The sequence below is a fragment of the Glaciecola sp. G7-5 genome, assembly GCF_055808975.1.
This window is the reverse complement of record NZ_CM147892.1, coordinates 1,545,454-1,563,940: the sequence shown is the minus strand read 5'-3', so window position 1 is coordinate 1,563,940 and position 18,487 is coordinate 1,545,454. Positions and strand designations below refer to the sequence as shown.

Genomic DNA, 18,487 nt, shown 5'->3' with positions numbered 1-18,487 from the left:
CTTAATCACTAAGTCCAAGCACCGCGGCGCAGGCCTGATTATTTTCAGGTACGTCTTGGGCGTCTTTTAAACCAAAGTCGCCATTAACCGAGGCGTCGTCTGAATGCCAAGTGGCCTTATCTTCGTTTAGCGTAAATCCAAATTTACCGTAAGCTTCATTTGGATTGCGCCCTAAACTTGGAATTTGTTGGTCACTTGGAATATCACGCCCAAGCGTTTCACCGAGCACATTCATTTGAATGTTGAAGCCTTCTGCGACTAAAGACATTCTACTTTGGGATTCCCCACCAAGGGCTGACCATGTGCCAACAAACCGTTTTCCATCTATGTCATCACTAGGGTCGCTATAGTTTTTATAGGCAACACACATAATCAGTTCGCCGCTGTTACTATTACCGTCTTGCATGAAGTAAGCAATAACTTGGCCTTGCTCAGCATTGTCTTGTATTCCCGACAAACTCAGCTTTTTGTTGGCCCAAGGACTTGTTCCATCAACACTTTGCACGTCTGCCAAAGTGCTAACTTCAATGCTATCTTGACCATTTTCAATCGCCGTTACACCCGCTTCTAAAGCACTTTGGTCCAGCCCATTCTCGTTGCCCGTATCTAGTGCGATTGCGTCAGCTACTTCAGCACTGTTTTCAACAATTTCTCGTAAATCGTTACTTAGGCTTTGTAAGTCAAGCTTAACTGCTTCGATAATGTCTTGGGCACCGTCAACACCAAAAGCCATGTCTGTTAGCACTTCAAAAACATGGATGTAGTCGCTTGAGGCCAATATTTCAGATAGCGCCATTATTGCGACTAACTCGGCTTCACCAGCATAAGCAACCGGGCGCGTTAAGGTGGGTAACAAGATGGTTTGCTGAAAGGCAGCTAACGCCAAGCTGTTGTCATTTTGAGCGTTAAAGTCAGCTGAGATTAGTTGCGCACTGCGATATAAATTGTTCACCATATTAGCGATATTTTGGTTGCCACTTAAGGCACCAATTCGCGTTTGCACCGCAGGTAAATTTAAGTTTGCCGCAGTGAAGCTTCCTAATAATTGATCAATGGCGTCTTGTAAGATAGCGCTGTATGAATCGCTGTTACTTGCTTTTGCAGCAAGTAAAGCGCTTTGTGTTGCAACGTGCGTACTTCTTTGTGATGTAAGCAATGACGTAAGCGCATAGAAGTTTCTAGCCATCGACTCATACACGCTATCAGCAGTGCTTAAAGGCAAGCCATCTTGCCCAAAGTCTACCCCTTGAGCGGCTTCATTTAAATTCATCGAAATAACATCAACTATACGCCCTAGGGTCGCATCGGCCATAAACAATGAGGTAGCATCGGCATCACCTAAGGCTGCTCCGGCAATATAGTCGATATTAACAATATCTTGATTGGAGATGTTTGCTGATAAGCTAAAGCCATAGTCGTTTAAAGCATTACGCAAATTAAGATTGCCTTGACCTGACTTATTTAGATAGTGCGCTATGCTCGATATTGAAGATAACGTGACTTGTGCATCATCTAATTGCGCCTGCCAAACGCTAGTATCGCCGCTAGGTTTTGGGCCTAAGCCCAGCGCGTTTTGCATGTTTGTGCGTGCTTTATCAACCGAAACGTTTGCCGTAAGTACCGAGCGAAAAGCCTCACCTGTCATCAGTTCTACGCCTTTGGCCACCTTAATTACTAGGTTTCCGGTGGGTGCGCCTGTTTTTAAACAAAAACGCTGTAAGCTGGTTTGTGATGATTCACAATAATTAGTGCCCGAATTCGGATTATAGCTAAAGTAGCCTTGGCTGTCGGTGTAGGCAAAGGTTTCAAATCCGTCGGGGGCATTATTCTCGCGTGAATCAATCCACACAATAGCGTTAGCTAAATAACCGTTTAAGGCCACGCCATTAATAGGCACAAGACTATCAGGTGTTTGGTTTGTTGGTAATTGCGCGTCTTGCTCTTCCGTAGCCCCACCACACGCACTAAGCATGGCAACACAAGCGGCAAGAGCAACAATTTTGGCATAAGTTTTTGAAATTATCATAGTAGCAAAGCCTGTTAGAATTTAGTTTGTATTGCAAAGCTGAAGTAAGCGCTGCGTGGTGCACTACTTTGGTCAATTTCAACCGTTTCATCGCTCCATCGAAGGTCTAGTTGAGCTTGTTTGAAAAAGGTAAGGCCTACGCTGTAATATCCAAGCTCAGTGCCGGCTAAGTTTTTGGTGTAACCAAATCTGAATTCAGGCACTACCCAGTTATTGAATTGCACGGTCGCGGCAGCATTAGCCCATTGATACATATCGCCCATAGGGTCGTTTTTATCATTGAGGTCGATAGAAGTATGAAAGCCCCAACGCACCCCCTCGCCAAGCCAAGTTGATGCGCTTAAGGTGGCTTGTGTATTAGCGATAAAAACTTCATTCCCGTTTATACGGCCTTCGGCGATTGCTTCTTGGGCAACAAAACAGTTGTCGAGTGATACACCCTGTAAGGCCTGACACTCACTAGTACTGGCCACCAGTGAACCATAATCATATTCGGGTTGATTGATATCGCGAATAGTAAGGCCAGCGTTAAAGTAGTCAGACACCCACATCAAACCAAAGTCGATACCAACATTCGTAGCAGTGTTGGCATTGGCTTCATAGTCATCTTGAATTGCGTCGCCAATATCTTCGCCATCTTCTAAGCCTGCTAGCGAAATAACGTTCTTAGATAGTTCATAACTATTGATATTCGCTTTAATACCGGCATGTAACAATCCACCATCGTACTTCCATACCGGCCTGCTATAGCCAAGCCCAAGACTCATAAGCCCCGCGCTTTTAACGTAAACCGCAGCCGAGGTATTTATCTTAAAGCTATCATTAAGGGCAATAATATCTATATCATCATCAAGCACGATGCTTCTTAAGGAACCTGACATTTTGAAATCACCATAAAACGTACCTAAGTCATTGCTATGATACATAAGCGGCATAAAGGGTAAATTTAGGTAACCAGAGGTTTTTAGCATTCCGTCACGCGCGGCATTTTGCAAAAAGGGGTCAAAGCGGTCCTTTGCGTCTAAAGCATCTTGCGCGCTGAGGTTATCGTTTTCTAGAATATCGATAAGGTCGTCGAGTTCATCGATTAAGGCGTCTACCTTCCCTACTTCGTAGCCCGCACCAAATGGTGCAATAAAATTACTCTGAAAGCCCGATTTCCCCCGTAACATAAAACTGGGAGCGGCTGGGTTGGTCGACGCAGAGTGTAAATCATCTCCTACAATCGCGCTTGCTCGTGTCAAACCACTACCCGATGACGAAATGGGTTCTTGCGCCATAAGAGACATAGACAATAAGGCTGTACTAAAACCTATACTGCTAGCAAAAATTGCGTATTTTTTGGATGGACTAAGTGTGTTTAGGGTCACGAGCGCTCTCAACAATATGGCTTCTGTATGTTGATAGATTAACGACTTAGGGGTAGGAAAAAGGTATTGAAGGGGTATTTAAGTTATCAAAAAACATACCGTAATGGTGCTAAAGCCAATTTACTTCCTCGCAAACAAAAGCGTTAGCTTATGCCAGACTCTTAGCAGAGGATATGCGTTTACGGCACTATATTGATAGGGCTTACTAATGTTTTCATCGCAGCAATTTAAGAAGGTCTCAGCAACAGGCAGTTGACGTAGATCTCGTTGTTTAAATTGTTGCCAAAATTCACTGCTTTTCTCAAGAAAACGCTTTGGTTCAGTGCCTGACCATTTTTCTGCCAAGGCTACCGCCGAGGTTTTTACTTTGCCTCTGTAAACTGGTACTTGTGGTAAGTACATAACAAAAGGGTGAGCCATAAAGCCCATTTCGCCAAATAGCGCTTTCGCTTTAGCAGCACTGTCTTTTTCACTCACGGCAAATTGCCAGTCTTGGTCCACAAGTCGTTGTCTATGCACAATAACGATGTCTGAATAGGTCAGTCCCGTAGAACGCTTTTTTTCTGGGTAATCACGGAAATAACAAGGAAAGTCGGCATGTACGTAGGTAATGCGATTGTCGCGCTTATGCCGCTGCCCTTTTAAAAACACGGGATTTAAAAATGCTTTTGATGGAAACTGAGTAAAAAAGTCTTCGATATATTGATAATCATCTTGTGCAAGTGGGCGAACAAGCTGTACATCGTCTTGTAAAAATAAAACGTAGTCACTTTGTGCGTCGCCCAGCGCGCGCTGCATATTATTATATAAGCCACCGTGACGAGAATCTTTAACCTTTTCGGGCTGAATTAATGCAACGCCATCAGGTAGTTTTTGTAAAAAATCGACAGTGGCTGCGTCAGAACTGTTGTCATCCACAACGGTGATGCTTGCTTGGGGCGCGTTCAGCTGACAAGAGCTTATTGCATTGGCAAGAAATGCCCCGCGATTAAATGAGAATATATAAATAGCTAACGACGGTTGCAGCACTGATTAATCCTATAAAGTGTAAACCTAATAATTCACGAGCCTAAAACTACCTTAATTATATAAGTTTTCAACACAAAATTTTTGTGGCTGCGTAAAAGCAAAAAACCACTTACCCGAAAGTAAGTGGTTTCTCTCCGATAAAAGGCCGGCAGCACGGCCTATCATCATTCAGTAATACGGGCTTGCTATCCCGCATTAAAAATATCTAGCTCTCAGTAGCGAGTTGCAATGCCTTCATTTCATCATGTAAGGTCTGCGCTGACGCTCGTAAGGTACGTAAGGTCGCCATCGCTTCTGCTGGCTGATCTTTTTCAAGGGCGCTGTCTAAGGCCTCTAGTACTTTATCCTCGACTTCCTCCAGCTGGTTTACATAAGTGTATTCAGTATCACTTGTCAAGAGTGATGCAAATTTGGTATACATCTTACGTGCTTCGACCGCCCATGAAGAACCGGTTTCAAATTGGCCTTGCTCAGCTAGCGCTAAAGGCTGAAGCTTATCTATTGCATCTTCTTTGGCCGAAATCATTCTTCTGAATGTTGCCTTAACCGCATTGTGATCGATGTTCTCAATTGCATCTTGATAAAAATCGATGCCAGCTTGTAGTACTTGAATCACGTCTGATACGTTTTCTACTTTCTTTGTTGCATTATTCATAGTAACTCCTGTTTTAAGTTTAGATTAAAATCCTGCTAACTTTACAGAATAACAATAGATAGTAAGCATGCTTCATACCAAGTTCAATCCATTGATTTATAAAGATTTTATGCTTTGTAACTTCAAGAGTATTTGCAAGGTGTTTCATTTTTACAAAGTGTTTTACAAGTTTACACAATCGCAAAAATGATAGGACTATCCCTTTAGCTGAGACAACAAACTAAACAGAGTCTTATTGGTCGGATTGCTGTTGGCTTGCTAAAATATCTTTCATAGTGTTAATCGTTTCTGCGAATTCTTGCTTTATTTCTTCGACCAAAGCTGCCGCAAAGCCTGGCTCAGCGGTATCAACTAAATCATCCAGTACATTTTTATTACGTGTTTCATGATTGATCATTTGATGGAGTAAGCGTAAATGATCATCGCTCAACAAGCATAAAAACTCTGTGTATAGTTTGCGTAACTCGCCCGACATTGTTCCTTGAGCGACGGCTATACCCTTGCGAGCGACTATCATATTTTTCACGTACTCTTTCGAATTCTCGCGATTCTTAGCGTTCTCGTTGAAAAGCCTGTTGAGTTCAACCACGCTGGTCGACTTTTCGGCCTGCTCGAAGAAGTCCTTGCTGTCATATAAAACCGCAAGAAGTTCGTTGAGCACGCCAAGTTCGCGGCTTAAGTTTGACCGTGCTGTGTTGCTCGTTGTAAACGCATCCATTTTGACTCTCCTAGGTAATTCGTGCCGAAGCAAGGTGTATTCAGCGTTGTGGGTACTAGGATGGGTTACAAATTTTATGCCATAAAGCGATGCACTAAGCGATTGAATTTAATAGCTATTTATGCAATGCGGATGCGTATTATTCGAGAACTCAGTAAATTAGTAAACAGATGTGCGTAATTTTTACATGAGTATGCTGCACAACTATAAGGCGCGTGTTTGGAGATTTCTGCACCCAGGGGCAACCGGATAATATTTTCGGCGGCTTTATTTATACAATGTAATACGTTTAACAGCGCTGATTCGATGCTGACAAGCCAAGCGGAAGTTGTCATCTAATTGTTGTTTGCTCAAATGCGCTTTATCGGCAGACGTAATACGTGTTTTGTTAGCTGTTTGACATACGCACTGACCGCATGAACCGCCACCACCGCACTGAGAGGGTATATTAAAGCGGAAGTTATCTAGCCCTTCAAGAATCGTCATGCGTGGATTGACGGTAATTTTAAAATTCGATTCTGTCCTGCCATTGGGTTTTGGCACCTCATAAAGAATTTTAATATAAAGATTTTTACGTTTGGCGAAGGTCATATTAACTGACCACCAATCGGCAAAAAGCTCCCATCTCGACTTGGGTATGACTTTGTGTTCAACAGGCGGCGCTTGAATGACTGCAGGCCTTGGTTGAACGTTCTCACTGACGGGCTTTTGGGAAGGCTGTTTAATCTCTAAACGCGGATTAGGCCTTGACGCCAACCAAGTATCTAAAGCTTCTTGAGTGGTTTTGTCTGGTTTGGGTGTTAGGCGAGGGTTTGGCCGCGACAACAACCACTGATCCAGCGCCTCTTGAGTGTGTCTGTCAGGCTTAGGCTGCAATCGAGGATTGGGTCGCGACAATAACCACTGATCAAGCGCTTCTTGGGTATTGCGATCAGGTTTGGGCACAAGCCTTGGGTTTGGTCTCGAGGCCAACCAAGCATCCAGCGCCTCTTGGGTATTTTTATCTGGTTTGGCGCGCAAGATTGGATTAGGTCTGGCGAGAAACCAAGCATCCAGTTCTGATTGTAAATTACGCGGCGCGCGTTCTCGCAAAATAGGATTAGGTCTTGAAGCAAACCAAGCATCCAATTCAGTTCGTGCTTTACGCGGTAGGACCGTAACTACTGGCTCGCTAGGCGCCCAATTTTCAGGCCTAGTTCGCTCACGTAACTGAGGTTCACGCTCAATGACCGGGTCGCTTAAAGATATCGCAGGTAACGCTAATTGCCCGTCTTTGAGTAATGCAAACAACCAGTAGAGACCGCTAAAAGACAGCATAAGCATCAATGCAGCAAATAGCTTTGCAAACATATTATTAAAACTACCTTGGTTCGCGTAATCCATAAAATGCAATTTAAACAATAAGTTGCGCAATGGTGTCGCATCGTTTACATGCGCAATAAGTGCACCAGTTTGGGCATTGAGTACAATTTTTGTGTTCAATGCATCGTCAACGCTAAGCTGCCATACTGCGTTTTGTTCTTGAGGTAACTCAGGGACATTTTGTTGATATTTTTTAGCGTTTATTATCCTGACTTTCGACAATGGATCGTCGGCTTTGTAGGTGGCTAGTGCAAGTTTCGAAGCAAGCGCACTAGAGATGGTAACAGCGTTTCCGCTAAGCGCATCAAAAACGGAATAGTCACTTTCCCAATATTCATGTTGCCCTTTTTTATGTTGTAAACGATAAACCCAACGATTACCTAATTGTTCAAGATACACCGCTTCTGTATGCTTATTTTGCGACAATAAAAACGCAATATCGACAAAGTCAGGGGCGCGATTATTTACGAGTTCTATACTCTCTGGCGCTTCAATTACCGTATTTTGACCGGTGGCTAATGGGTGGTCAATGCGAGCGAGCAAAAAGCCACTTGTTAGCCACAAAACAAGCTGCACAAAGACTAACAATGCCAACCATTGATGAGATTGCTTAAACTTAGCCCCAAGACCCTTTTTAAAAAAACTTGTATCTTGCTCAGAAGGGGCTAGTTTTGGGCTTAGCATTTTATAATAAAGTAGAACTAAACCAGCAATAACGGCTAAAGCACTAATGACCGAAGTAACGGCAAGTAACAGGTTTTCGGGCTCGTCACCATCTACGTAATCCATAATATGCAAGCGCCAAAATAAATCAAATAGACGCCAAGCATGATGGCGAACATAGACAACTTCTCCGGTAAATTCAGAAATATACACGCGAGTTTTATCCCATGTATTTAGCTGAACTTGCCAAAGAGGAAGACCTTTACTGCCTATTTCAGTCGGAAAGTCTATGGTGTCAGCATCGATAAGGCGCACGGTGTCGACAGCAGCGCCCTCAATATCTGGCATATTTATCAATTCAGGAATAAGGTTTATGACATCAACCAACTGCAACGGGCGCACGCCCAAACCGGTCTGGGCGTCTAGCATCACCTGGACTGTTCGTAGTGCGTCTTCACTATAGTAGTCTAATCGATATACGGCTTTATCACCCAGCCACCCTAATCGAATATTAGTTGCGTTCGGGTAACGATTTAGCACTTGTTTGAAGGTCAGTTTTACATTTTGAGTGCCTAAATTGGGCATAGACTGTTTGTAAAGATGATCCCCATGAATGTAGTGAATATTGGGAAAGACCATATACGCACCGGTTAACGCCCACACAAAAAGTTGCACACCCACAAAGGCCATTAGCCATCTATGTAGTTTACGTGCCTTTTTTAAAGCCGGTGGCGGCGTAGCAATTCCTGAAGAATCTAACCCAACGCTCATTTAAGAAGTGTGCCTTTACATCATAGCGATTTCTAAATAATGCGTTAATATAAATTATTCTCTGCTAAAGTGCCAACTATGCAAAATCTAGTTATTCTGAAGCGCTAGGCTTAACCAACTTCGCTGCGCTTAACACTAACTCTGCAGAAGGTCTTACGCGAAAGTTAGGGTTAACATAACTAAATACTACTTGCCCTTCGGTGTTAGTAATAAAAATAGCAGGAGCTGGCAACACAGCGCGGTTAGAATCGTCGCTGGTTAAGTCAACATTCATGCGGTCTTTATACAATGCACGGGTGTCACTGGGTACATAATATCCGATACCAAAAGACTTAATCGCGTCTAGATTCTGATCAGACAGCAACTGCGCTGCAAATTCAGCTTCTAATTTTTGAGATTGCAGTTTTTCCGGGCTTTCAGGAGAAATCGCTAAAATCTGATAACCTTCTTTTACTAAGTCCGCTTCAATGTCTTTAAGCTCAGCCAATTGACGTGAACAATAAGGGCACCAACCTCCTCGATAAAACACAATGACAGCGGGCTTTTGCATCAATAGCGCTTGCAAGCTAACTGGTGAACCATCGGCCATTTTTAGATTTGCATTTGGTGCGGTGCTACCGTTTAATATTGGTGTAACATCTTCAGGGTTATCGCGTATTTGCGTGCGATCAATTGCAAAGGCCTGTAAAGACAAAATACTAAGTATTAAGACTAAAACATATTTTTTCATTGGGTATCCGTAGGTAAATAATATCTAGATGGATGTAGACCTCCACAAGCAGTAAAATCTTTCAGCCTGTAGAAAATTAAATATAATGAAGTGCTGCGTATTACCTACCGTGCTGCCAGCGATTGCTATTTATCAGAATACTGCAGGGCTTCCCACCACTGATCGCTAGCCTCAATTTCTCCGTTTTCATTTATATACGGAAATGGCAAGTTGCGCTGCTTACACACACCATGCAACACAGGAAAGCCGCCTTCAAACAAGATTCTTTGCGCTTCGGCCTCACTTAAGGCATTGTGATTATACATTCCTGCATTATCACGTTGGCGCTGCGCTTCATAAAGAATCAGCGCCGCGGCCACCGACACATTCAAAGATTGCACCATACCAAGCATTGGGATCACTATAGCTTGGTCACTCATTGCAATGGCATCATCAGTAACGCCTGTTTTTTCTTGCCCTAACACAATTGCAGTAGGCAAGGTATAATCTACTTCTCTAAAATCAATGGCACTGTCGTCAAGGTGAGTAACCAGTACTTGCATACCTTCAGATTTTAAATGAGCAATTGCGTTTTCAGTACTTGGATGGCGTTTCATATCGACCCAAACTTGACTGCCCATCGCGGTACCCCGAAGTAAGGGCTTATTTTCTTCCCAAACGGCATGAATACAATGCACACCCACCGCATCAGCCGAACGTATGACCGCCGATACATTATGTGGTTTATGTACTTCTTCTAGCAGAAGCGTTAAGTCAGGCTGCCTTTTCGATAAGAGCTCGCGGATTTTACTGTATCGCTCTGATGTCATGGATTGCGAATGTGACATTTATTCTGGCAGCACCATAACCGCATCAATTTCAATCTGTGCACCTTTAGGTAAAGCACTCACTTGTACTGCCGCCCTTGCCGGATAGGGCTGTTCAAAATATTTTGCCATGACTTCGTTGACTTTGGCGAACTGACCTAAATCGGTCAAGAATATATTCACCTTTACTAGGTTAGAGGTGTTGCCACCGGCCGCCTTAACTACTGCTTTGATATTTTCAAAGACTTGTACTGCTTGAGCTTCAAAGTCTTGTGACACCATTTCCATGGTATCGGGTATCAACGGAATTTGACCTGACAAATAAACAGTATTACCCGCTTTTACGGCTTGGCTATAGGTGCCGATAGCGGCTGGAGCGTTGTTGGTTTGAATAACTGACTTAGACATGGGTTCCCTTTTTTAGCGTTTAGCCACCTGTAATGTGCACATTAGTTGCTAGGGCGGCCGTTTTGATTTGTTTAAATAAACGTTATAACAGAAAACAAAAAGCCTTAGTATGCTTAATTAGAAGTAAACGCATAAATGGCGATTATGCTTGCGTATTGAATAGCACAGGCACATAGTTTATTCTCAAGCTTCAATGATTGAGTGGCGTATTAATGAAAAAGATAAAAAATGAAAACGCATTGCTTAAAAAAGCAATTACCGTTGCAGAGCATTATGCGAAAAATCGCGGGTACAAGGGCTTTTCGCCTACCGACTCTGCAAAAGAGAAAGTTGAAAGCTTGTACCGCTTATTAGTACACGACAAATTAATCACCCCACTACCTGAAAACAAAGAAGACCTAGCTAGTTTAAAGCACCGCTTAGTAATGTGGATAATGAAACAATTGCCACCTGATCACGAATTGCTAAAATAAGCATACATATAACCACCAGCCACGACATCTCTTAAAGGAATGCAGAGCAATGCTCAATAAATTCGTTTTACTGACCCTCAAGGGCCTTTTCACGATTTTACCTTTTGCCCTAACATTATACTTATTGATGTGGATTGCCATTACCACCGAAAGTTTATTGTCCCCGTATTTGCCTGCCCATTATTATTTCCCGGGCTTAGGCGTTATCACCATAATAGCGCTTTTGGCCATCATTGGTGTATTCGTAAATGCCTATTTTGTTCGTTTGTTTATTAATGCAGGCCAGCGCCTAATAGAGCGCGTTCCGGTCGTCAAAACTCTTTACGGTGCCATTCAAGATGCGGTTGAATTATTTCAAATAAAAAAAGAAGCGGGAACCAAGCGAGCAGTTTCGGTTGAAGTAAGTGAAGGGGTAAATTTAATTGGTTTTGTAACAAATGACAAAGTCGCAAAAGTCCTGTTCCCTAACGACAATAAAGTCGCTGTTTACATGCCCATGAGTTATCAAATTGGTGGCTACACCTTATATTTAGATCCAGCAAAAATAAGCGATTTAGATATAGATGTTGAAACCGCTATGCGGATTGCGGTTACCGGTGGAAATTCGATTTCTAAGAAAGAGGATGACGCGCCTACCCCTAAAAAAGCGTCAACTGGCTGACTTTTTTGTTAAATGAAAAACTAATAAGCCAATACACAGCCCCCAAAATGCGCTATTGATACCTAAAATATTGCTCCCTGATGCGGTCAATAAAAAAGTGATGAGGGCCGCCTCTCGGGCGTCACTCTCGCTCAATGCAGTGGCCAAACTATTACCAATAGTACCAAGGAGCGCCAAGCCCGCGATGAGCATAATTAATTCTGTGGGAAAGGCTGCAAATAAAAGCGCGACCGTTGCGCCAAACACACCAGTTAACAAATAGAATATACCTGCCCAAACCGTTGCAAAATAGCGATTTTCGCGGCGAGTTCCGGTGTCGTCTCCCATACATATGGCAGCGGTAATTGCCGCCAAGTTAAACGCATAACCACCAAAAGGTGCCAGCACTAAACCGCTTATCCCAGTCCAACTGATTAAGGGAGAGATGGGAGGTGAGAAATTATTCGCTTTTAGTACCGCAATACCCGGCACATTTTGGGATGCCATTGTGACAATAAAAAGCGGCAAGCCAACGCCAATGAGACTTTGTAAGGTAAATGTCGGGCTCGTCCACACTGGCATTGAAAATTCTAGCGCAATGTCTGATGCACTTAAGCGACCTTGAAAATACACCAGTATAACGCCCACCACTAACACAGATACAATAGCAAACCGCGGCAAAAAGCGCTTAAGCAGAATATAGCTTGCAATCATTATTCCCGCCAGCAAGATATCGTTTTGCAACACGCCAAACGCATTTAGACCAAATTGGAATAGCACGCCAGCCAGCATTGCTGAGGCAAGCGGCAAAGGCAAGTGTTTCACCAATTTATTAAACCAACCGGTAAGGCCACATATCACAATGAGAGAAGAGCTAAAAATGAAAACGCCGATTGCATCGTTTAAACTTAGGCCTTCAACACTTGTCACTAGTAGCGCAGCACCAGGCGTAGACCACGCGGTAAGTATTGGTACTTTATAAAACAACGATAGACCAATACTGGTCAAGCCCATGCCTAAGCCTAGGGCCCACAACCATGAACTCAATTCTTCACTGGTAGCACCTAAGGCTGTGGCCGCTTGAAAGATAATAACAGCCGAGCTTGTGTAGCCAACTAGTACCGCTACAAAGCCCGCAGATATTGCAGGTAAAGAAAAGAATTCCCAAAGAGAAGTGGTCTTACGTGACCCAGAGCTAAAATTTGACAAAACACATCCTGTTATTGAGCGATGACCTGCTTAAAGTAAGTTTACTCGCGACCTTTCTTATTGTTTTGCTTGTACTTTTGTTTGGCTATGTCGTGATACTTTTTGAAGCTCTGGTAGCGTGCGAATTTTGCGCATAATCGTGGCAAAGTGTATACGGTTGCGTGTCGTCAACTCAATATCAACAACCAAATTATTATCATCACGTTCGTGGGTCTGAAGATTTACGATTGATGAGTCACATGATGCAATAGCGGCGGTTAATGATGCGAGTGTTCCCTGCTGATTAATTGCCTCTACGCGAACAGCGGCCTTGAAGTCACCTTGCGCATCTTGCCCCCACTGCATTGGCAATACTCGCTGTGGTTCTTCTCTAGATAGTTTTCGAATGTTGGTGCACCCGGTTTGGTGTATAACCACACCTTTGCCTGGGCTGAGTATGGCCACAACTTCATCTTCAGGAATAGGATGACAACATCTTGAAAAGTGCACCATTAACCCTTCTGTCCCGCGAATCGCAACATTACTCTTTTTGTCAGGGATTTCAGTGCTCTCGCCGACCAATCGCCTCGCCACCATCGCACTTATTTCATTACCCATACCAATATTGGCAAGCAACTCGTCAAAACTTTGGTATTTGGTTTCTTCAACAACACGATCTATCTCTGATTGGTCGATTTCATCGAGTTTGATTGTGCCTAAGGCATGGCGCAATAGTCGATTGCCCATATTCTTGGCATCGTGTGCATGTTGACGTTTCAAGAAATGGCGAATATTCGAGCGCGCTCTGGCACTTACCACAAAATTAAGCCAGTTAGCATTAGGCTTAGCTCGCGGTGAAGTAATAATTTCAATACTTTGACCGTTTTCAAGGGCCGCACTCAAGGGATAGTTACGATGATCAACTCGTGCCCCTACACAAGTATTTCCTACGTCAGAATGCACCGCATATGCGAAATCAACGGCAGTCGCTCCTGTGGGTAACTCAATAATTTTTCCTTTAGGCGAAAATACGTAGATTTCATCCGGGAATAAGTCTGATTTTACGTTTTCGATAAATTCGACCGAGGTACTCGCATTTTGTTGTAGCTCTACTAACGATTGCATCCACTGATTTGCGCGCAGCTGTGAAGTGTTATCCCGGTCATTGCTCTCTTTGTATAACCAATGAGCAGCAACACCTTTATCTGCCAAGTGGTCCATTTCTTCGGTTCTAATTTGTACTTCAACAGGAATGCCATGAGGCCCTTTTAGGGATGTATGCAAAGATTGGTAACCATTGCTTCGAGGGATAGCTACGTAGTCTTTAAAGCGGTTTTCGATAGGCTTGTAAATACTGTGGATTGCACCTAATACTCTATAGCAGTTATCAATAGAATCGACGATAATACGAAAGCCATAGATATCCATGACTTCATTAAAAGACAATTCCTTCTTCTGCATTTTACGGTAAATAGAATAAAGGTGCTTTTCGCGGCCTTGTACGCGCCCGTTTATATTGTATTCTGCAAGCTTGTTTGTGAAATCTAAGCGTGTGCGTTCGATAATTTCTTTGCGGTTCCCGCGCGCTTGGTTTACTGCGCTCTTAAGCGCTCGGTACCGCATGGGGTACATTGCTTGGAAACCTAAATCTTCAAGCTCATTTTTAATATCATATATACCCAGGCGATGGGCCAAGGGAGAGTATATTTCAAGGGTTTCAAGTGCGATGCGCCTGCGTTTTTCTGGCCTTAAAGAGCCAAGCGTTCGCATATTGTGCGTGCGATCAGAAAGTTTGATTAATATAACGCGGATGTCTTTGACCATGGCCATTAACATTTTGCGGAAGTTTTCTGCTTGCGCTTCTTGCTTAGAGTTAAATTTGAGTTTATCGAGCTTACTTACACCTTCAACAAGCTCTGCTACCGTTTCGCCAAAAGCCAAGCTTAAGTCTTCTTTGCTGTATTCTGTGTCTTCAATAACGTCGTGTAGGAGCGCAGCCATGAGGGTTTCATAGTCTAGCTTCATGTCAGCTAAAATACTGCTTACGGCAACAGGGTGAGTTATATAGGGATCGCCAGAAGAACGGGTTTGGCCTTCGTGCGCATCACGTGCCAGAATAAAAGAAGCGCGCACGTAATCGACTTGCTTTTTTGGCAAGTAAGTGTTGATTTTTGCCTCTAACCCTTCAAATAAATACACCTAAACTCATTACCTTAATAAAATTTAACGATAACAAGTAGAATACGTTTATTTTGGTGCTTTGCAAAACAAAAAACGCCGATTTTACTCGACGTTTTTAATTTTTTTTATATCGCTCGTAAAGTTGCTACTTTACCCGCGACAAAATTGGCTTAGTTATTCGCTAAAATACTCGCAACAGAAGCAAATTCCGCCGCTTCTTGCTCGCGTTGATCTTGTAGCTCTGTTTGCTCAACAGTTGAAGCTGTTACAAGGCCAAGCTCAATTTCACGCAAAGCAACAACGGTTGGCTTATCATTAAGCGGATCTACCAATGGGTCTTTCCCTTCAATAGCAAGCTGACGAGCGCGCTTTGCCGCTACTAATACTAAGTCAAATCGATTACCAATCTGGTCTACAGCGTCTTCTACTGTTACACGTGCCATTACGAGCTCCGTTGTTTAGCGTTAATTTCAAAAAATGGGGGCGAAGTATAAAGCACTTCGCAAAAAGAATATAGTTAATAATGCATAATTTACGCTAATTTGCACTGATATTTAACAAAAAAAGCGTTCTTTAATGTTTCTTAGCCTCGGTAGCTACCTTGTTTTAGTTACTGGCGTTGTTTGAAAGCAAATCTTCCAGCAAAGCTTGATAACGAATACCTTGCTGCTCGGTACGTAAACTCTGCGCCTTTACCACGGTAATTAATTCATCTAATGCATGGGTAAAATTGTCATTCACAATCACATAATCAAACTCTTGATAATGAGACATTTCGCTTTGCGCTTGTTGCATACGGCTTTCGATTACCGCGTCGCTGTCTTTGCCACGGCTGACTAAGCGAGCATTAAGTTCATCTCGTGAAGGCGGAAGAATAAAAATAGATACCACATCGGGGTTTAACGTTTTGATTTGCTGCGCACCTTGCCAATCAATATCTAAAAATACGTCAATGCCCTGTGAAAGCTTGTCGTTAATGGCCGCTTTTGAAGTACCATAGTAATTATCAAAGACTTGCGCATGTTCGTAAAATGCATCTTCAGCAATCATTGTTTTAAATTGTTCGACATCTATGAAGTGATAATGCTTACCGTCAACTTCTCCCTCTCGGGGCTTACGAGTCGTATGCGAAACCGAAAGTTCGGCATTGTTTACAAGATGCCCCTCTTCAGCCCGCTGCAACAATGCACTGATTAAACTAGACTTTCCGGCGCCAGATGGGGCGGCTACGATAAAAAGATTCGCGGTAGAAGTTGTCATTAGTCGTGTCCTATCAATGGGTAAACTGAAATGTTGTATGACTCTAATAAATGCCATTGCTAAAGTCATCGCTTTTGCTTGTCAGGCAACTGGTGTCTTATGCTACCATAGCGGTCGTGAAAGTAGTCTGTTTCATACTTGGATTTACGCTTGGGTTTCGTTCTGAACATTCGAATTTCGAGAATTGTATGAAAGAAAGCGATTAGCATCAACTAATTGATGCTTTGGGGAGATATTTGCCTTCGCAAATATGACGATAGAAATGCAAATATGACGATAGAAATGCAAATATGACGACAGAAATGCAAATATGACGATAGAAATGCAAATATGACGATAGAAATGCAAATATGACGATAGAAATGCAAATATGACGATAGAAACGCGATATGAAGAAAGAAATGTAATATGAAGAAAGAAGCGCAATAATTTAATGAAGTTAACGTAATATTTAACCACAAAGCAAGGATTTGATGTAATGCAAAATGTCTCTTCTGATGAGCTATTACCCGGCGTAGAAATTGCGCCGCAAGGGCAACACAAAGCAACCATCATTTGGTTACACGGTTTGGGTGATTCTGGCAATGGTTTTGCTCCCATAGCACCTGAACTAAAGTTGGACCCAGCACTTGGCGTTAAGTTTATCTTTCCCCATGCACCCATTCGTCCGGTGACAATAAACAACGGTATGAAAATGCGTGCTTGGTATGATATTAAAACAATGGACATGGGCAGTCGCGCCGATATCCAAGGAGTACTTGAATCTAGCGAACAAGTAAAAGCACTGATTGAACATGAAATTTCCCAAGGTATCCCAGCAGACAAGATCATGTTAATTGGCTTTTCACAAGGCGGCGTTATTGCCTTACATTTGGGCACACGTTTTGACCAAACACTTGCGGGTATAGCTGGGCTTTCTACTTATATGTGTGAACCGGCAAGCCTCACCACTGAAAAACATGCGGCAAACATGACGACCCCTATTTTATGCTGCCATGGCATTCAAGATGAAGTGGTTCCAATGAGTTTAGGTAAACTTGCCTATACCACATTACAAGACAACGGCTATGATGTATCGTGGAAACAATATGGAATGCAACACAATGTATGTATGCCAGAAATAAACGACATCTCAGCATTCATCACTTCGTACCTATCTTAGTTTCAAACACAACGACTCATACGGAAATATAAAGCGCCTATGCAAACAAGCCCAGCTCCGACTAAAAGCCTCATTCGTATTGCCACCCGTAAAAGTGCCTTAGCTATGTGGCAGGCCTATTACGTGCAAGACCAACTACTCAAGCATTTTCCAGAGCTCAAGGTTGAACTTGTACCAATGTCGACACAAGGCGACCGAATACTCGACACACCCCTTGCGAAAATTGGCGGAAAGGGGCTTTTTATAAAAGAGTTAGAAGTTGCGATGCAAAATGATTTAGCTGACTTAGCCGTGCATTCGATGAAAGACGTGCCGGTTGCATTTCCTGACGGTTTTGGATTGCATTGTATTTGTGAACGAGAAAATCCTTATGACGCTTTTGTATCAAACACCTACAATAGTTTTGATGAATTGCCTCAAGGAGCAGTGGTTGGTACATCAAGCTTACGTCGCCAAGCCCAAATTAAAGCGGTGCGCCCTGATTTAAACATTAAAGATCTCCGAGGTAATGTAAATACGCGTTTGCAAAAGCTCGACGATGGCCTGTATGACGCCATCATTCTAGCGGCAGCAGGACTTATTCGCTTAGACATGAACAATCGCATAAAGCATGAGTTAGACCCTAAATTATGTTTACCTGCTGTAGGTCAAGGTGCCGTTGGCATTGAATGTCGCAACGACGATGCAGCATTAATCACGATGTTACAAAAGCTTAATCACCCGCAAACAGCGCTCAGAGTGAAAGCAGAGCGCGCTATGAATGCACAACTTCAAGGCGGTTGCCAAGTGCCCATTGGTAGTTTTGCCGAATACGATATGCGCCATCAAAATAGCAAAAGTACTCTTAGCATGAATGCCTTAGTCGCATCGCCCGACGGCAGTACAGTGCTGCACACAAGTGGCAAAGTTGAATGCAAGGTAAATGATATAAAAGCGGCCGAGACTTTAGGCACAACCCTTGCTAAAGCGCTACAAGCGAAAGGTGCTAAAGCCATTTTAGACGCTTTGTAGTACTGATGAGTTTTCTCATTGCGAGGCCTAAAGA

The 18,487-nt window shown here is 43.1% G+C and carries 17 protein-coding genes; 4 read left to right on the top strand and 13 right to left on the bottom strand.

Features of this window, described 5'->3' with window-relative positions; all coding sequences use genetic code 11:
• Nucleotide 1: 1 nt before the first annotated feature.
• From AC0L6H_RS06730 to AC0L6H_RS06690, 9 genes are all read right to left on the bottom strand, one after another.
• Nucleotides 2-2,026 (bottom strand): hypothetical protein, encoded by a 2,025-nt coding sequence (locus AC0L6H_RS06730; protein ID WP_473393339.1) that lies wholly within the window; start codon nucleotides 2,024-2,026, stop codon nucleotides 2-4.
• A 14-nt stretch (nucleotides 2,027-2,040) separates the two neighbouring features.
• Nucleotides 2,041-3,396, bottom strand: coding sequence for a conjugal transfer protein TraF (gene traF / locus AC0L6H_RS06725; RefSeq protein ID WP_473393337.1), 1,356 nt, complete (start codon nucleotides 3,394-3,396; stop codon nucleotides 2,041-2,043).
• A 120-nt stretch (nucleotides 3,397-3,516) separates the two neighbouring features.
• A complete protein-coding gene (locus AC0L6H_RS06720) occupies nucleotides 3,517-4,425 on the bottom strand; it encodes a glycosyltransferase family 2 protein (RefSeq protein ID WP_473393335.1) in 909 nt (302 codons plus the stop codon).
• Between the two features lie 205 nt (nucleotides 4,426-4,630).
• Nucleotides 4,631-5,080, bottom strand: a complete 450-nt coding sequence (locus AC0L6H_RS06715; RefSeq protein WP_473393334.1) for a PA2169 family four-helix-bundle protein — start codon at nucleotides 5,078-5,080, stop codon at nucleotides 4,631-4,633.
• 232 nt (nucleotides 5,081-5,312) lie between these two features.
• On the bottom strand, nucleotides 5,313-5,798 hold the full coding sequence (locus tag AC0L6H_RS06710) for a DUF2383 domain-containing protein (protein WP_473393332.1): 486 nt from the start codon (nucleotides 5,796-5,798) through the stop codon (nucleotides 5,313-5,315).
• A gap of 267 nt (nucleotides 5,799-6,065) precedes the next feature.
• A complete protein-coding gene (locus AC0L6H_RS06705) occupies nucleotides 6,066-8,594 on the bottom strand; it encodes a PepSY domain-containing protein (protein ID WP_473393331.1) in 2,529 nt (842 codons plus the stop codon).
• A 91-nt stretch (nucleotides 8,595-8,685) separates the two neighbouring features.
• Nucleotides 8,686-9,324 carry a peroxiredoxin-like family protein gene (locus AC0L6H_RS06700; protein WP_473393329.1) on the bottom strand — a complete coding sequence of 213 codons (639 nt, stop codon included), beginning with the start codon at nucleotides 9,322-9,324 and terminating at the stop codon, nucleotides 8,686-8,688.
• 125 nt (nucleotides 9,325-9,449) lie between these two features.
• Complete coding sequence (gene trmH / locus AC0L6H_RS06695; RefSeq protein WP_473394482.1) at nucleotides 9,450-10,133, bottom strand: tRNA (guanosine(18)-2'-O)-methyltransferase TrmH; 684 nt, start codon at nucleotides 10,131-10,133, stop codon at nucleotides 9,450-9,452.
• An 18-nt stretch (nucleotides 10,134-10,151) separates the two neighbouring features.
• Nucleotides 10,152-10,538: a RidA family protein gene (locus AC0L6H_RS06690; RefSeq protein WP_473393328.1), complete on the bottom strand. Its 387-nt coding sequence runs from the start codon at nucleotides 10,536-10,538 to the stop codon at nucleotides 10,152-10,154.
• A 212-nt stretch (nucleotides 10,539-10,750) separates the two neighbouring features.
• Here AC0L6H_RS06690 and AC0L6H_RS06685 point away from each other — a divergent pair, with 212 nt between their 5' ends.
• The gene (locus AC0L6H_RS06685; RefSeq protein ID WP_473393327.1) at nucleotides 10,751-11,011 is read left to right on the top strand and encodes a DUF5062 family protein; all 261 of its coding nucleotides are present in this window, start codon (nucleotides 10,751-10,753) and stop codon (nucleotides 11,009-11,011) included.
• Nucleotides 11,012-11,060: 49 nt separating this feature from the next.
• Nucleotides 11,061-11,672, top strand: a complete 612-nt coding sequence (locus tag AC0L6H_RS06680; RefSeq protein WP_473393326.1) for a DUF502 domain-containing protein — start codon at nucleotides 11,061-11,063, stop codon at nucleotides 11,670-11,672.
• Here the strand turns inward: AC0L6H_RS06680 and AC0L6H_RS06675 are convergent.
• The 4 genes from AC0L6H_RS06675 to gmk all read right to left on the bottom strand — a co-directional run bounded on the left by AC0L6H_RS06675 (nucleotide 11,661) and on the right by gmk (nucleotide 16,280).
• Nucleotides 11,661-12,860, bottom strand: coding sequence for a benzoate/H(+) symporter BenE family transporter (locus tag AC0L6H_RS06675; protein ID WP_473393324.1), 1,200 nt, complete (start codon nucleotides 12,858-12,860; stop codon nucleotides 11,661-11,663). The genes AC0L6H_RS06680 and AC0L6H_RS06675 overlap by 12 nt on opposite strands.
• 57 nt (nucleotides 12,861-12,917) lie before the next feature.
• Complete coding sequence (gene spoT / locus AC0L6H_RS06670) at nucleotides 12,918-15,038, bottom strand: bifunctional GTP diphosphokinase/guanosine-3',5'-bis pyrophosphate 3'-pyrophosphohydrolase (RefSeq protein ID WP_473393323.1); 2,121 nt, start codon at nucleotides 15,036-15,038, stop codon at nucleotides 12,918-12,920.
• A 152-nt stretch (nucleotides 15,039-15,190) separates the two neighbouring features.
• On the bottom strand, nucleotides 15,191-15,463 hold the full coding sequence (gene rpoZ / locus AC0L6H_RS06665; protein WP_473393321.1) for a DNA-directed RNA polymerase subunit omega: 273 nt from the start codon (nucleotides 15,461-15,463) through the stop codon (nucleotides 15,191-15,193).
• Nucleotides 15,464-15,626: 163 nt separating this feature from the next.
• A complete protein-coding gene (gmk, locus tag AC0L6H_RS06660; protein WP_473393320.1) occupies nucleotides 15,627-16,280 on the bottom strand; it encodes a guanylate kinase in 654 nt (217 codons plus the stop codon).
• 478 nt (nucleotides 16,281-16,758) lie between these two features.
• Between gmk and AC0L6H_RS06655 the strand changes: the two genes are divergently transcribed.
• Both AC0L6H_RS06655 and hemC read left to right on the top strand, forming a co-directional pair.
• On the top strand, nucleotides 16,759-17,442 hold the full coding sequence (locus AC0L6H_RS06655) for an alpha/beta hydrolase (RefSeq protein WP_473393319.1): 684 nt from the start codon (nucleotides 16,759-16,761) through the stop codon (nucleotides 17,440-17,442).
• Between the two features lie 39 nt (nucleotides 17,443-17,481).
• Entirely contained in the window at nucleotides 17,482-18,453 is a 972-nt protein-coding gene (gene hemC / locus AC0L6H_RS06650) for a hydroxymethylbilane synthase (protein ID WP_473393317.1), read from the top strand.
• Nucleotides 18,454-18,487: the final 34 nt, after the last annotated feature.

Bases quoted from the DNA above. Each gene is read 5' to 3' on its own strand.
- AC0L6H_RS06730 (WP_473393339.1), bottom strand. From the start codon at position 2,026: ATGATAATTTCAAAAACTTATGCCAAAATTGTTGCTCTTGCCGCTTGT.
- AC0L6H_RS06715 (WP_473393334.1), bottom strand. From the start codon at position 5,080: ATGAATAATGCAACAAAGAAAGTAGAAAACGTATCAGACGTGATTCAA.
- AC0L6H_RS06710 (WP_473393332.1), bottom strand. From the start codon at position 5,798: ATGGATGCGTTTACAACGAGCAACACAGCACGGTCAAACTTAAGCCGC.
- AC0L6H_RS06705 (WP_473393331.1), bottom strand. From the start codon at position 8,594: ATGAGCGTTGGGTTAGATTCTTCAGGAATTGCTACGCCGCCACCGGCT.
- AC0L6H_RS06700 (WP_473393329.1), bottom strand. From the start codon at position 9,324: ATGAAAAAATATGTTTTAGTCTTAATACTTAGTATTTTGTCTTTACAG.
- trmH (WP_473394482.1), bottom strand. From the start codon at position 10,133: ATGACATCAGAGCGATACAGTAAAATCCGCGAGCTCTTATCGAAAAGG.
- AC0L6H_RS06690 (WP_473393328.1), bottom strand. From the start codon at position 10,538: ATGTCTAAGTCAGTTATTCAAACCAACAACGCTCCAGCCGCTATCGGC.
- AC0L6H_RS06685 (WP_473393327.1), top strand. From the start codon at position 10,751: ATGAAAAAGATAAAAAATGAAAACGCATTGCTTAAAAAAGCAATTACC.
- AC0L6H_RS06680 (WP_473393326.1), top strand. From the start codon at position 11,061: ATGCTCAATAAATTCGTTTTACTGACCCTCAAGGGCCTTTTCACGATT.
- rpoZ (WP_473393321.1), bottom strand. From the start codon at position 15,463: ATGGCACGTGTAACAGTAGAAGACGCTGTAGACCAGATTGGTAATCGA.
- gmk (WP_473393320.1), bottom strand. From the start codon at position 16,280: ATGACAACTTCTACCGCGAATCTTTTTATCGTAGCCGCCCCATCTGGC.
- AC0L6H_RS06655 (WP_473393319.1), top strand. From the start codon at position 16,759: ATGCAAAATGTCTCTTCTGATGAGCTATTACCCGGCGTAGAAATTGCG.
- hemC (WP_473393317.1), top strand. From the start codon at position 17,482: ATGCAAACAAGCCCAGCTCCGACTAAAAGCCTCATTCGTATTGCCACC.